A 13,879-nucleotide genomic window follows, 5' to 3' on the forward strand; every position below is an offset into this window, starting at 1 on the left:
TCCTTGAATCGGTCATGATGTCCGGGGCGGACGCCCGCATGCGCCCGGGCGTTCTGTCTAGATCACGGCAAACAGCGCCAGGTGATCGCTGGTGCTGCGCAGGTAGCCGTAATTGGCCCAGCCGTTCAGCGTGCGCGCCTGGCCCACGGCATACGCGGGCGCCGGTGATTGCGGCCAGGCCATGCCGGCGGGCACGTTCGGAAACTGCGGCGCCAGCGCGCGCGTGCCGATGGGCACGCCGGCCGGCATGCCGCCGGCGCCCGTGAACGGCGTGCCCGACACGGGATTCATCACCGTGAACTGGTAGTTATTCGCCACTGCCAGCGGGTTGACGAGCATATTGTCGATCGAGAAAAAGTTGCTCACCATATCACTGCCGATGTAGTTATAGCCCGGATACGGCGACGCCAGCGGCGCGCCGCCGGCCGTATTGTCGGACCACAGGAAACGCGATTGCTGCGTCAGCTGCTGCCTGGTGCGCTTGGGGCGGATATGCGTGGCCAGATAGCCCTGGTAGGCGTCCAGCGTCAGGTTGGCGGCCACCGGCATGGCCAGCGGCGGGTCCAGCAGCGGCACGTAGTTGAGCGCGCGCAACTGGTCGTAGGCGGTGGTGCGCCCGCCCGCGCCGGGCGGCAGTGCGTGGATGGCGTTCAGGTTGAAGTCGCCGCAGATCAGCTTGACTTCATTGTGCGGCGCGGGGGCCGGCGCGGCCGCCACGTCGCGCACGCCGCGCAGCAGGATATTGATGAAATTGGTGGCGCCGCCGTGGTTGGGCGGCGCATGCACGGCAAACAGGGTCAGGTTGCGCGTGATGACGTTCGCCTGGTTCGTTTCCACGAAGCTGACCATGAAGGGCTGGCGCAAGCCGTTGAAATTGACCAGGCCGCCAGTGACGGGCGGTGTGGCCGGCGGTGCGGCCGGCGCGAACGCGATGCGCGCCGCCGCCATGCCTTCGGCCAGGCCGCCGTTGTACAGCGCGCCGGCCGGGATGGTGCGCGCCGGCTGGCCCGGCGGGTCGAGCAGGTCGCCGATGTTGGCCGCGCCCGCGCCCCCGGCCGGATAGGCGGCGGGGACGGCGCCGGCCGCCACGGCGGACACGCCGCCGCCCGTCCACACGTTCGGCCCGGTAAAATAGCGCCGCACTTCCGTGGGCGTGCCGGCCGCGCCCGATATGCCCCGGTACAGCACGGCCACCGATTCCGTGCGTCCGCCCGTGCCCACCTTCAGCGGCGGCACCAGGCGCCAGGCATGGCGATTCGGGTCGCTGGCGTCGTTGCGCAGCAGCTGCAGCAGGAAGATCGCGCCCTGCAGGCCGCCCGTGTCGGGCGCCAGGTCGCCGGCGCCGCCGGCGCTGGCCGATACCTCGATCAGCACGAAAATATCGGGCCGCGTGGCCTGCAGGATGGTCAGGATATGGTTGCGCCGCTGCTGCGCGGCCACGGCCGGCAGGTTGCCGCCGCAGCGGCCGCCTTCGCCATAGCGGGGCCGCTTGCGGCTGGGATTGTTGATCTTGTCGATGCCGAAGTTCTCGATATTCCAGTACACGACGTTGGTCATGCTGCGCTCCCCGTTGAAATGGCCTGCAACGGCAGCGCGGCCGGCACCGGCGCCTGCCGGGCGGCCGTATCGTCGACGTAGGCGGCATACCAGCCCAGGCTGCCCGTATTCTTCGGGTCGCCGAACAGGAAGAAACAGATGCTGGCGTCGGGCGGCAGCTTGGCGATGCCGAGGAATTTGATGGCGATGTTGTCCAGCCGCAAACAATAATAGTAGGACCCGGGGTGCGCCCCTTCATGGCGTATCAGCCCGATACTGTCGATGGACAGCTTGAAGATGCCCTGCAGGCTGATCAGCTTGGCGCCGGGCGCCGCGCCGGGCAGCGACAGACCGACGAAGACGGCCTGCTCGTCGCTGCCGGCGACGCTGGCGGGCGACCAGGCCAGCAGCAGGGTCGAGTGGAAACCGGCGGCCGAGACGAGCGCGCCCGGCCCGCCCATGGTGACGTCGTACACGACGCCATGCCAGGGGCCGTCGAGCGTGGCCAGCTTGAGCGTCGTGCTGACGGGCAAGAAGCCGAAATCGGCCGGCTTTTGCCCGTCGGCGGCCGCGATAAAGCCCGACAGTTCCAGGCCGAAGCCCTTGAACAGGCTGTCCGGCCTGGCCTGGCTGGCGTCGAGGTCGTAGGCCAGGCTGGCCGTTACCTCGGCGAAACGCACGGCCGCCGGCGTGGTCTGCGGGTAGCGCATGTCGATGACCAGGTTGGAAAAGGCCAGGCCCTGTCCGTCCGGCGGCTGGGCCGGGTCGAGCGCGCCGAACGACAGCAGGTCCAGCAGGGCGCCGTCGCCCTCCAGGCTGGCGAAGTCCAGGGTGCCCCAGACGCTGAAGCGGTTCAGCACGGTTGCGCCCGCGTCGACGGTGCCCAGGCAGTTGAACTGGATGCGCTGGAAGGCCACGCTGCGCAGCAGGTTGCTGTCGAGGCTGAAGATCGATGGCGTGGCCTGCTCGAAGATGTAGACGCCGGTGCCGTTCTGGTCGATATAGCTGCCGTCGAGCACCACGCCGTTGTTCGGCATCGCACTGCCGCCGAAGGTGGTGCCCGTCACGGCCGAGCCCAGCAGGCGGTTGACGGCCAGCTGCACGTAGCTCTTGAAGGTCTTGATCACGGCATTGTCGAACAGCACCTGCAATTGCAGCACGCGGAACGCATAGTTGTCGGTATCGGGCAGGGCGATCGGCGTATCGGGCGGCAAGCCGTTGCGCTGGCCCGCGGCGAAGGCCGGGTCCTGGTAGTCGACCAGGCCGAAGGTGCTGGAATTGCCGTCGAGCGTGATGCTGCCGTCGCCATGCACCGTCACGCGGCTGGCCGTGAAGCCGAAATGGTGGGCGACGAAGCGCGTCAGGTCGAGGCCGGCCGCAATGCCCTGCAGGCCAGGCGGCAGGCTGGACGGATTCAAGTCCGCCTGCAATACCAGCACGCCCGTCCATGCGGGATCGTCGACCAGTTCCAGGAAGTGCCGGTACGGCGAATCGGGCTGCTCCGCCGCCAGCGCCTCGGCCGCCGCGATGGTGTCCTGCAGCCATTGCGACAGTCCCGTGTAGGCGATGCCCTGGACGCCGGCGCCGGCATCGGCGGCCAGCGAGAACTCGGGCGCGCCGGACCAGGCATTCGGGTTGCTGACCCGCTCCCTGACGCTGCCGCCGCAGTACTTGAGCAGCATCACGTTGCGGTAGGACGTCGGACTCACGCCGGCACCCACCTGCGCCTGCATGGTCCAGCCCGCGATGCCCACGGTGCTGTCGAAGCGCGCATCGCCGCCCGACAGGTGGGCCGCGTTGACGGCCACGAGGAACAGCTGGTTGGTCTGCAAGGCGTCCTGCAGCGTGCCGTCCGGGAAGCGGAAGCCGAACGGCAGGACTTGCCCGCCGCCGTCCAGGGTCTGGCCCAGGGTCACCGACAGGAAGGCGTCCTGGTCCCCGTCCTGGCTGGATACGGTGGCGACGGCTCCCTGCGGCGTGGTGCGGTAGTGCGGCGCCTCGGCCCTTGCCGCGCTGGCGGCCAGTGCGCTCACGCGGCGGCCGGCGGCCGCGCGCGCGCGCCAGGTGGCGCCGGCGCCGCCGGAAATGACGGCCTTGCGGGTGGCTGCCACGATGCTGGCCTCAAAGCTCGACAGCAGCGCGGCGTCGATGGCCAGCGGGCCGCCGCTGACGGCGCCGCCATACGGCAGCAAGGGAAAGGCGTGCGCGGCGCCCTGCGGCACGGGCAGCGCGGGCGGGGTCGAGGCCAGCACGGTATCGGCGGCCACGGCGCGCAGGGCGGCGGCGGCCCGCGCGGCAGGGGGCAGGCCGAACATGGGGCTGCCCGCCGGCTCCGCGTGGTACTGCGGCACGCCCGCGCCGCCCTGCAGCACGGTGGCCCAGCAGCCCAGGTAATCCGGCGCCAGCGGCGTGGCCACGTTGCCGGAATCGGGCATGTCCAGGGTCGCGGCCTGGAACGGAAACACGGGGGCGTAGGCGGGCGAGGCGGGCACGAACAGCAGGCTGTCATTGTCCGGCGCGCCGCTGTCGTAGGTGGCAAGGCTCAGCTGTTCCGAACCGAAGATGCCGCATAGCAAGTTTGTCTGTGCCCCGGCCGCCTGGCCGCTGGCGCTCAGGCCGAAGCGCCCGGCCGGCGTCAGCAGGGCCTTGCTGCTTGCGGGCTGGGCCGGCGCGGGCGCCGCGCAGCCAAAGGCCAGCGCGCCCGATTGCAGGCCGATCACGGGCGGCTGCCCGCTGGCGGCGCCCAGCGGCAGCAAGGCCGTGGCATGACCCAGCGCCGTGCGGTAGGTGGACGGCAAGGCGGGCTGGCCGGCGGGCAGCAAGCCGCAGCGCAGCACGCCTTCCAGCCTGGCGGCGGCGGACAGCTTCTGGTTGTAGGGGTCGAGCGGGTCGACCGTGCCGACCCAGGCCAGGCTGGCCGGCAGCGCGGCGGGCGCGCTCAGTGCCGGGTAGAACAGGCGCTGCAGCTGGCCGCTGGCCGTGTCGCGCGCGCTCAGGGGGAAGCCGACGGCCAGGCCGCCCGGACCGAAGGTGACGGCCGGATTGACGCTGGCCGTAAACGTCAGGCAGCCCGCATTCGGTCCCTCCAGCGGCACGAAAGTGCGGATCATGCTGCCGCTGCCCGTGACGCGCACGCCGATGTCGCTGGCATTGCGCTGGAAGGCCAGCGTCGGCGGCGTGGCCAGCGGCGCGGACAGCCGGAGGCTGCCGCTGACGGCGTCCACCGACAGGCCGACGCCGGACAGCACGTTGAACAGCAGGTCCTGTCCCAGCAAAAAATTCACGTTGCTGCTGGTGGCGAACACCTTGGTCAGCGGATTGTGGCTGTAGCTGCAGCCATAGTTCTTGAACGGGCCGAAGCGCGGTCCGTCGGCGTCGAGCAGCCACAGCAGCGCGTTCAGGTTCAGGCCGGGCGCCGACATCTGCTGGTCGATGTATGCGGCCAGGGCGGCGATGAAGGGGCCGGGTGCATCGCCGAGCGCGGCCGGGCGGGCACTGGCAAACACGTAGCCGCCCATGCGCTGCTGCGCCAGGCTGTCGGCGTAGCTGAGGCGGTCGGGCGGCGCGGCCGGGGGCGCGACGGGCGGCAGCAGGTAGCCGGCCCAGGCATGGCCCGCCTGGGCCGGCGATTCATACAGGCTGACCTTGCTGACGGGGTCGGTGGCGACGTAGCTGAAACCCATGACAACCTCCACTCAAGACGCGACTCGGGCTGCGATGGGACGGCATGGCCACCTGGCGCGCGCCGCTGCGTACCGCAATCGTTAACAACAGGGTAGGCCCGGAAAGGGCGGCCGATGGCCGGGCTCGCGGCCCGTGCCCGGTGGCGGGCGGCCATCCGCGGCACCCGCCAGCGGGCGGGTGCGGACCCGCCGCTTACTGCGAGTTGGAGGTGAAGGAGGCCAGCACGAAGCCCGTATAGACATACACGCTGCCGCTGTCGACGATCTCGCCGTCGAGCAGCACGTTGTACAGCCCCGTGGTTTGCGGCGAGTAGGTGACCGTCAGGCCGGCTTTCCACGTGACGACGGCGTTGCCCGTGTCGTTCGCCAGCTTGATGGTGGTGTAACCGGTGCTGACGCCGGGATTCCAGTACGTGATGCGGCCCTGGAATTGGAAGGCCACGCCGGTCTGGTTGTTGGCGTCGCCGCTGGCGATGGCCAGCGCGAGGCTGTTGGGCGAGGTGTTGGTGGTGACGCTCTGGCCGGCGCCCAGCGTATGGTTGGTGACTTCGACGCGAGGTAAGTTGGACATGATATTCTCCATGAAGTGATATCGGCCTGCACTTGCTCTGGGTACCCCGTGGCCGACAGGTCCGGGACAGTTGGGTAAATCGGTGGAAAGCGGTCTTGCGGACAGGCGATTAAAAATGGCGGGACGCTATGTCATTTAAAAAAACAGATAAAACATTTGATATTAATCAAAGGCGAATTGATTAATACGTTTTTTAAATTTTCTTATTCGGAAAAATAGTTTCTAGCGCCTTGGAAAATAAAATATTGATACTGTTTTCCACATCAGGAATAGCGATTCTATGCCTATTTTTTTACCGGATTCTCACGAATTGTGGCAATGGCATTTTTAATAAAAAATATAATCACCGCCAGAGGGCGCGCCAGCTGGCGCGGTGTTTGAACGGCGTGCCGAACGGGCGTCCGGGCAGTCAGGCGCTGGCGCGCCGGATTTTTCGGCGCGGCGGCAAGATCCATGGAAATTGATATGGAATGAATTGAATATAAACAGTTTGCGGTTTAAATCGAGACGGTGCCGGGCCTTATCGGGCAAGCGCGGCGGGCATGGCCGGGCAGCGCTCAAAAACGGCCACCACCTTGCCGGTCAGCGTGTATTGCGTGCCGCCGTCGAGGATGGGTCCATCGATGAGGATTTGATATTGCTGCGGACCCAGCGCCTGGAAGCGCAGGGTCAGTCCTTGCTGGAACGTCACGACGGCATCGCCGCGGTTCGCGTCCAGCCGCAGCAGGATATTGCCTGTGGACAACAGAACGGTCCAGTAGGCGGTGCCGTTGGCGCGCAGCGCCACCGTGGTATTGTCATTGAGGTCGTTGCTGGCCGTGGCGATGGCATCGCTATTGGCCGTCAGCGCCATGCCTTGCGGCGCCCGGCAAGGGGCAACCGGTTCGCCAGGCTGGCGCGCCAGCGCCGGCGCGTCGCCCCCGAGCGATAGCAGCAGCGCGGCGGCCAGCCAGTGGCCGCGCCAGGTCAGCAGGTACATGGTGAAGGGGAAGGCCCGCGCATGCGTTCCATCGTAGCGACATTCGGCCGCAAGCGCAACTCGATGCTGGCGCCAGGCCGTTGCGGGAAGGCCGTGCCTTGTTGCCATGGGCGCCACGTTGATCTGCTATCATCCTTGCGTTTTGGCTGGCGCCGCGGGTGCCGGTCCGGTATTTATGCAAGGAAAAAAATGAATAATCGCATCTCCCTGCTGCGCCAGCGCGGCGCGCAGGACAGCGGCAAGGTGGGCATGATCGAGCTGTTCTTCGACCTCGTGTTCGTGTTTGCGGTAACGCAACTGTCGCACGGCTTGCTGGCCCACCTGAGCGCCGTGGGCTGGCTGCAGACGGGCCTGCTGCTGATGGCCGTCTGGTGGGTGTGGATTTTTACTTCCTGGATCACCAACTGGCTCGATCCCGAACGCATTCCCGTGCGCATCAGCCTGTTTACGCTGATGCTGGGCGGCCTGATCATGTCCGCCTCGATTCCCGAGGCCTTCGGCACGCGCGGCCTGGGCTTCGCGGCCGCCTACGTGGCCATGCAGGTGGGCCGTCCCCTGTTCGCCTGGTGGGCCGTGCGCCATGAGGCGTTGGCGCGCCGCCGCAATTTCCAGCGCATCAGCCTGTGGGCCGTGTTGTCCGGCATCTTCTGGATCGCCGGCGGCATCGCGTCGCCCGAGCAGCGCCTCTTCTGGTGGGGCGCGGCCCTGGCGATCGACCTGGCCGGCCCCTGGATGCGCTTCGGCGTGCCGGGTCTGGGCAGTTCGTCGACGGCGGACTGGGACGTCGATGGCAGCCACATGGCCGAGCGCTGCGGCCTGTTCGTCATCATCGCCCTCGGTGAATCCCTGCTGGTGACGGGCGCCACGTTCGCGGGACTGGCATGGACACCCGGCAACTGGCTGGGCTTCTTGTCGGCCCTGGCCGGCAGCATCGCCATGTGGTGGATTTATTTTGACACGGGTGCCGAAACGGGCCACCACCGCATCGTCCATTCGAAGGACCCGGGCCGCGTCGCCCGCATCGCCTACACGTATATCCACGTGCTGATCGTGGGCGGCGTGATCGTTTCCGCCGTGGCCGATGAACTGGCCCTCGTGCATCCGGACGAGGCCAGCTTCGCCGGCATCAGCGCCTTGCTGGGCGGCCCGATCCTGTATCTGCTGGGCAATGCGCTATTCAAATGGGTCAGCAGCGAGCGCGCCGCGCCACCGCTGTCGCATCTGCTGGGCATATTGATCATCCTGGCGCTGATCCCGATGGCGTATGGACGCCTGTATTCGCCGTTGACCCTGGCCTGCATCACCAGCTGCGTGCTGGTCCTGGTGGCCGTGTGGGAACACATGGCGCTGCGCCGCCCGCCGCCGGAGATCGACCCCTGACCTTTGCTTGACCTCAACCGGGCGGCGCAATGCCGTCCGGATCGCTGCGCGTGTCGAGCTGCAGCTGCAAGAATGCCAGGTCCAGCCAGGCGCCGAACTTGGTGCCCACCTGGCGCATCAAGCCCACTTCCGCGAAGCCCAGCTGCTTGTGCAGGGCGATCGAACCGGCATTGCCCGCCTCGATGCCCGCCACCATCACGTGCTTGCCCAGGCCGCGCGCCCGCGTAATCAATTCCCCCATCAAGGCCTTGCCGACGCCGGCGCCGCGCCTGTCGGCGCGCACATACACGGAATGCTCGACCGTATGCCGGAAACCCTCGAACGGGCGCCAGTCGCCGAACGAGGCGTAGCCTGCGACCGTCCCTTCCGCATCGATGGCGACGAGCACCGGATAGCCGGCCCGCTGGCGCTCGGCCAGCCAGGCGGCGCGGTTGGCCGCATCGACCGTGCGTTCATTCCAGATGGCCAGGGTATGGCTGACGGCATCGTTGTAGATGGCCGTGATGGCCTCGATGTCGCCCGCGTGGGCATCGCGTATGGGCATGTTGATCTCCTTGCTAGTCGTCTACTATAATGGACAAATCATAGATGGCCTCCCACGCCTTGTCCAATAAAATCCGAATGGAACTCGATACATGTCCACTAAACCAGACGAATTGAACCAGCGCATCGGGGCCAGGGTGCGCACCGAGCGGGAAAGCCTGGGCTGGTCGCTGACGCAGCTGGCGGCCCGCTCGGGCGTGTCGCGCGCGATGGTGCACAAGGTGGAGCGCGGCGACTGCAGCCCCACGGCCACCTTGCTGGCGCGGCTGTCGGGCGCCTTTGGCCTGAGCATGTCCGAACTGATCGCCCGCGCCGAGATGCGCGCGGGACGCTTGCTGCGCAAGCTTGAGCAGCCCGTGTGGATCGACCCGCAGAGCGGCTATGTGCGGCGCCACGTGTCGCCCGCGTCCGACATGCCGCTCGACCTCGTGCACATTACCTTGCCGCCGGGCGCCGTGGTGGCCATGCCGGCCGCCGCCTATGTGGCGCGGCGCCAGCTGATCTGGTCGCTGAGCGGCAGCCTCGTCTTCCTCGAAGGCGAGACGCGCCACGTGCTGGACGAGGGCGACTGCTTGGAACTGGGTCCGCCGGCCGACTGCGTGTTCCGCAATGAAACGGCCGCCGCTTGCACCTACGCCGTGGCCGTCTTGAAGAGCGCCTGACGGCTATTTTAGGCAATGGCCGCCGCGCGCAGCTGGGCAATGAAGGCGCGCGCGGCGGGCGCCTGTTCGTGGCGGCGGAAGGCCACGGCGATTTCCGAACTGATCTGCGGGGCTGCCAGCTCGCGGAAGCACACGCCGGGCAATTGCACGCTGGCCATCACGGCATGGGGCACGATGGCGCAGCCCACGCCCAGCGACACTTCCGTCAGCACGGCCACCAGGCTGCCCGGGCGCGACACCACCTGCGCCGCAAAGCCGCCGCGCCGGCTCACTTCCAGGGTGCCCAGTTCCTGTTCCGGCACGATGAAGGCCTGCTGCGCCAGCGCCGCCGGCGTCACCTGCTGCTGGCGCGCCAGCGCGCTGTCGGCCTGCACGGCCAGCACGAAGCGGTCGCGCAGCAAGACCACGCTGTCGAGTCCGTCTGGCAGCTGCAGGGGCGGGCGCACGAAGGCCAGGTCCAGCCGGCCCTGGTCCAGCAGCGCGGGCAGCGCCTCCATCGCATACTCGCGCGCGCCGATGCGGATGCCCGGGTGGCTGGCGCGAAAGCGGGCGAACTGGCCCTGCAGCACGCCTGAGTATGCGGCCGAAGCCACGTAGCCGATCTCCAGCCGTCCCAGCTCGCCCCGTCCGGCGCGCCGCGCCACTTCCTGCGCCTGCGCCAGCTGCTCCAGCGCCCGCCGCGCCTCGATGACGAACAGTTCGCCGGCCGCCGTCAGGGCCACGGCGCGCTTGCTGCGCTGGAACAAGCGCGTGCCCAGCAGCTGTTCCGTTTCCTGCACCTGCTTGGTCAGCGCGGGCGGCGAAATGCCCAGTTCCGCCGCCGCCCGCGCGAAGTGCAGGCTGTGCGCGACGGCCAGCACGCAGCGGAAGTGCCGCAATTCCATGTCTTTTTCTGTATTCACCATGAGTAAATTATAAGGCGCTTGTCTTATAACAGGAAATAATACAAGCCTGCTTAAAATACAGGCATGAAAAATACCAACTGGACTTTATATACGTGCTCGGGCGTGTGCGCGCTGATCATGCTCGACACCAACGTCGTCGCCGTCTCGCTGCCGTCGATCGCCCGCAGCCTGAACGCCAGCTTCGTCGACGTGGAATGGGTGGTCAGCGCCTACATGCTGGCGTTCGCCTCGTTCCTGTTGCCGGCTGGCAGCATCGCCGACCGCCTGGGACGCCGCAGGGTGATGCTGTATGGCCTGGCCGTGTTCGCGCTGGCCTCGCTGCTGTGCGGCCTGGCGTGGACGCCGTTCGTGCTCAACGTGGCGCGCGCCGTCAAGGGACTCGGTGCGGCGCTGCTGCTGACGTCCGCGCTGGCCGTCATCGGCCACACCTTTCACGCGGAAAAGGAGAGGGCGCGCGCCTGGTCCGTGTGGGGCGCGGCCATGGGCGTGGCCATGACGGTGGCGCCGCTCTTGGGCGGGCTGGTCACGAGCGCCATCAACTGGCGCTGGATTTTCTACCTGAACCTGCCCGTCGTCGCCATCTTGATGTGGCTGGTGGGCAAGCACGTGGACGAGTCGAAGGATGCCTCGAACGCCAGCTTCGACCCGGCGGGCGCCGTGTTGTTCTCCGCCGGCCTGTTCTGCATCATCTGGGGCTTGATCGACGCCAGCGTGGCGGGCTGGGCCAGCCATGCCACCATGCTGCGCTTCGCGGCGGGCGCCGCGCTGCTGGCCGTCTTCGTGCTGGTGGAGCGGCGCCAGCGCGCGCCCATGGTCGATTTGAGCCTGTTTGGCCGGCGCGTGTTCGTCGGCGCCGTGCTGGGCATGTTCGGCTATGCCATCGCCGCGCAAGTGATGATGACCTTCTTGCCGCTGTACCTGCAGAACGCCTTCGGCTTTTCCGCCGTGCTGGCCGGCTGCGCCATGCTGCCGTTCGCCGTCGCCATGGTGGTGTTGTCAAGGCTGGCGCCGCGCGCCATGCGGGTGCTCGATGATCGCGGCATCCTGGTGACGGGCTTGCTGATCGTCGCCGTGGGCAATATCGCAAGCGCCGTTGCCGCCGCCAGCCTGCAATACGGCTGGGTGGCGGCCGGCATGGTCGTCACGGGGGCGGGCGCCGGACTGCTCAACGGCACGACGCAAAAGGCCATCCTCGCCTGCATTCCCCGTGAACGCACGGGCATGGGCTCGGGCATCAGCACCACCACGCGCTTCGTCGGCATCGTGCTGGCCGTCGGCGCGCTGGGCGCCGTGCTGGCCATGCGCACGGCCGCCTCGTTCGAGCAACTGGCGTGGCTGCACGGCTTGAAGGCTTCGCCCGAGATGATAGGGCGCATCGTCGCCGGCAATGCGGCCGACGCCTTCGGCCAGCTGCCGCCCGCGCTGCAGGCCGTGGCGCAGGAGGCGGCCCGGCACGCCTTCATCGACGGCTTTGCCAGCGTACTGTACCTGGCCGGCGGGCTGGCGGCCGTGGTGGCGGCGCTGGTGTTCGTGCTGGCGCGGCCCGAGTTGCCCACCGCGCAGGCAGCGGGAAAAGTGTAACTGTTCAACAAGATGCGCGTGCGCGGGCCGCACTTGTAATATGATGCCATCGAGCAATACATAGCAATCATATAACTACCACAGGTATCCGCATGCGCAGAAAACGCATTATCGTGACCAGCGTGCTGGTCGCCGTCATCGGCGTGGCCGCTCCCCTGAGCCTGGCCTTCTACCTGTCGTCCGTGCGCGCCCTGGCGGGCGAGCAGGAACGCCTGCGCCTGCTGGCCGGCTATGCGCTCGAACGGGCCCACCGCTCGATCGCCTCGGCCGGCGTGGCCCTGCGCAGCGCCGATGCGCTGGCGCTGGCGCCGTGCTCGGACGCGCATATCCAGCAATTGCGCCGCATCACCATCACCACGCGCAGCATCGACGATATCGGCTATGTGGAAAACGGCTTGCTCAAATGCACGTCCACGGGACTCGAAGAGGCGCGCATCGCTGTCACGCCTGCCGACTTCACCATGGCCGACGGCATGGGCATCGATTTCAATTTGCGGCCCGTCGTCAGCGGCGGCAAGCGCATGGTGGGCCTGTCCTACCGCGCCTACAAGGTGCTGATCGATCCCGTGCGCTTTTCCGACGTCATCGTCGACAGCGACATCCAGATGGCCGTGGCCATCGGCAAGCGCGGCGTGCTCGACACCCTGCATCACCCCGACCCGGCCGCCGTGCAGGCCCTGCTCGACGGCCAGCCCGCGACGGGCGCCGCCGCGCACGATGACAGCATCCATGCGATGCTGTACCGCGATGGCTTGACGGCCGTCATGATCGAGCCGCGCAGCAAGCTCGACGACAGGCTGCGGCGCGAACAGCTGCTGCTCCTGCCCATGGGCCTGCTGATGGCCGCCTTCATCGTCGGCATCGTCGTGTGGCTGTCGCGCCGCCGCCTGTCCTTGCGCGGCGAACTGGAAACGGCGGTCGAGCGACGCGAATTCTTTGTCCATTATCAACCGATTATTGCGCTGGACACGGGCGTGTGCGTGGGCGCCGAGGCGCTGATACGCTGGCGCCGTCCCGACGGCAGCATGATACGGCCCGACCTGTTCATCCCCGTGGCCGAGGAAAGCGAGCTCATCCTGCCCATCACGGACCAGGTGATCGCCTGCGTCATCACCGACCTGCGCACCGCGCTGCTGGCCGACCGCGCGCTGCACATCGCCATCAACCTGTGCGCCAGCGACATCGAGACGGGCCGGGTGCTCGACGTGCTCGAGCGGGCCCTGGCCGGCACGGGCATCGAAGCGCAGCAGATCTGGCTGGAAGCGACGGAGCGGGGCTTCATCAACGTGGAAGCGGCGCGCGCCACCATCGAAAAGGCCCGTGCCCGCGGCCATGCCGTGGCCATCGACGACTTCGGCACGGGATATTCCAGCCTGTCGAGCCTGCAAAACCTGCCGCTCGACGCCCTGAAAATCGACAAATCCTTCGTCGACACCATCGGCACGGACGCGGCCACCAGCAGCGTCACGCCGCACATCATCGACATGGCCCGCACCCTGAACATGCTGATCGTGGCCGAAGGCATCGAAACGCAGCAGCAAGCCGACTATTTGCGCGAACGCAAGGTCGAATTCGGTCAGGGCTGGCTGTTTGCGAAAGCGCTGCCGGCCTTGGACTTCCTCGCCTTTTACGCAAGCCGCCGCCTGCCTTCGTCCACATGAAACAGCCACGCTTTCCCTATCCCTTGCAGCCGCTGCGCGTGCCCGGCGGCTGGCATATCACCGTCAACACCCTGTTCGAGGTCGAGCCGGGTCCGGACACCATGCAATGGTTCAGCAGCGCGCTGCTGCTGTGGGGCCATAGCCGCGACAGCGGTCACTGCTTCAATTCCCACTTCGAGCCGGAAGACGATCCCGATGGCGAGTTCGTTGTCGAATTTTGTAAAGTAGTATTTGATGGCCAAAGCAAGAAAAAAACGAATTCTGAAGAATTTTTAGGCGAATTTAGAACAAAATCCCGGCTTGAATTGATAAAAGTAATCGAAAGCTATATGCTTGATGGTGAGATATCATAGGCATCATTGCAGACGAAAAATATTC

Annotated in this window: 12 protein-coding genes; 5 read left to right on the forward strand and 7 right to left on the reverse strand. The window is 67.1% G+C overall.

Annotation, left to right across the window (positions count from 1 at the left end; genetic code table 11):
• Positions 1-57: 57 nt before the first annotated feature.
• From AC3RCJ_RS15445 to AC3RCJ_RS15465, 5 genes are all read right to left on the reverse strand, one after another.
• Positions 58-1,557 carry an endonuclease/exonuclease/phosphatase family protein gene (locus AC3RCJ_RS15445; RefSeq protein WP_492964631.1) on the reverse strand — a complete coding sequence of 500 codons (1,500 nt, stop codon included), beginning with the start codon at positions 1,555-1,557 and terminating at the stop codon, positions 58-60.
• Complete coding sequence (locus AC3RCJ_RS15450; protein WP_492964632.1) at positions 1,554-5,219, reverse strand: hypothetical protein; 3,666 nt, start codon at positions 5,217-5,219, stop codon at positions 1,554-1,556. The genes AC3RCJ_RS15445 and AC3RCJ_RS15450 overlap by 4 nt, the downstream gene beginning before the upstream one ends.
• A gap of 193 nt (positions 5,220-5,412) precedes the next feature.
• Positions 5,413-5,790, reverse strand: a complete 378-nt coding sequence (locus AC3RCJ_RS15455; protein ID WP_492962832.1) for a hypothetical protein — start codon at positions 5,788-5,790, stop codon at positions 5,413-5,415.
• Positions 5,791-6,074: 284 nt separating this feature from the next.
• Positions 6,075-6,245, reverse strand: a complete 171-nt coding sequence (locus AC3RCJ_RS15460) for a hypothetical protein (protein WP_492962834.1) — start codon at positions 6,243-6,245, stop codon at positions 6,075-6,077.
• Positions 6,246-6,310: 65 nt separating this feature from the next.
• Complete coding sequence (locus AC3RCJ_RS15465; protein WP_492962836.1) at positions 6,311-6,769, reverse strand: hypothetical protein; 459 nt, start codon at positions 6,767-6,769, stop codon at positions 6,311-6,313.
• A gap of 189 nt (positions 6,770-6,958) precedes the next feature.
• Between AC3RCJ_RS15465 and AC3RCJ_RS15470 the strand changes: the two genes are divergently transcribed.
• Positions 6,959-8,149, forward strand: a complete 1,191-nt coding sequence (locus tag AC3RCJ_RS15470; RefSeq protein WP_492962838.1) for a low temperature requirement protein A — start codon at positions 6,959-6,961, stop codon at positions 8,147-8,149.
• Positions 8,150-8,162: 13 nt separating this feature from the next.
• On the opposite strand, the gene AC3RCJ_RS15475 is transcribed toward AC3RCJ_RS15470, so the two are convergent.
• Positions 8,163-8,693, reverse strand: coding sequence for a GNAT family N-acetyltransferase (locus tag AC3RCJ_RS15475; RefSeq protein WP_492962840.1), 531 nt, complete (start codon positions 8,691-8,693; stop codon positions 8,163-8,165).
• Between the two features lie 91 nt (positions 8,694-8,784).
• Between AC3RCJ_RS15475 and AC3RCJ_RS15480 the strand changes: the two genes are divergently transcribed.
• Positions 8,785-9,354, forward strand: coding sequence for a helix-turn-helix domain-containing protein (locus AC3RCJ_RS15480; RefSeq protein WP_492962842.1), 570 nt, complete (start codon positions 8,785-8,787; stop codon positions 9,352-9,354).
• Between the two features lie 8 nt (positions 9,355-9,362).
• On the opposite strand, the gene AC3RCJ_RS15485 is transcribed toward AC3RCJ_RS15480, so the two are convergent.
• Entirely contained in the window at positions 9,363-10,238 is an 876-nt protein-coding gene (locus AC3RCJ_RS15485; RefSeq protein WP_492962844.1) for a LysR family transcriptional regulator, read from the reverse strand.
• A gap of 84 nt (positions 10,239-10,322) precedes the next feature.
• Here AC3RCJ_RS15485 and AC3RCJ_RS15490 point away from each other — a divergent pair, with 84 nt between their 5' ends.
• The 3 genes from AC3RCJ_RS15490 (at position 10,323) to AC3RCJ_RS15500 (ending at position 13,854) form a co-directional block, all read left to right on the forward strand.
• Positions 10,323-11,840, forward strand: a complete 1,518-nt coding sequence (locus AC3RCJ_RS15490; RefSeq protein ID WP_492962846.1) for an MFS transporter — start codon at positions 10,323-10,325, stop codon at positions 11,838-11,840.
• A gap of 92 nt (positions 11,841-11,932) precedes the next feature.
• Positions 11,933-13,501 carry an EAL domain-containing protein gene (locus AC3RCJ_RS15495; protein WP_492962848.1) on the forward strand — a complete coding sequence of 523 codons (1,569 nt, stop codon included), beginning with the start codon at positions 11,933-11,935 and terminating at the stop codon, positions 13,499-13,501.
• Positions 13,498-13,854 carry a hypothetical protein gene (locus AC3RCJ_RS15500; protein WP_492962850.1) on the forward strand — a complete coding sequence of 119 codons (357 nt, stop codon included), beginning with the start codon at positions 13,498-13,500 and terminating at the stop codon, positions 13,852-13,854. The genes AC3RCJ_RS15495 and AC3RCJ_RS15500 overlap by 4 nt, the downstream gene beginning before the upstream one ends.
• Positions 13,855-13,879: the final 25 nt, after the last annotated feature.

The organism is Janthinobacterium sp. GW822-FHT07H11, assembly GCF_058798615.1.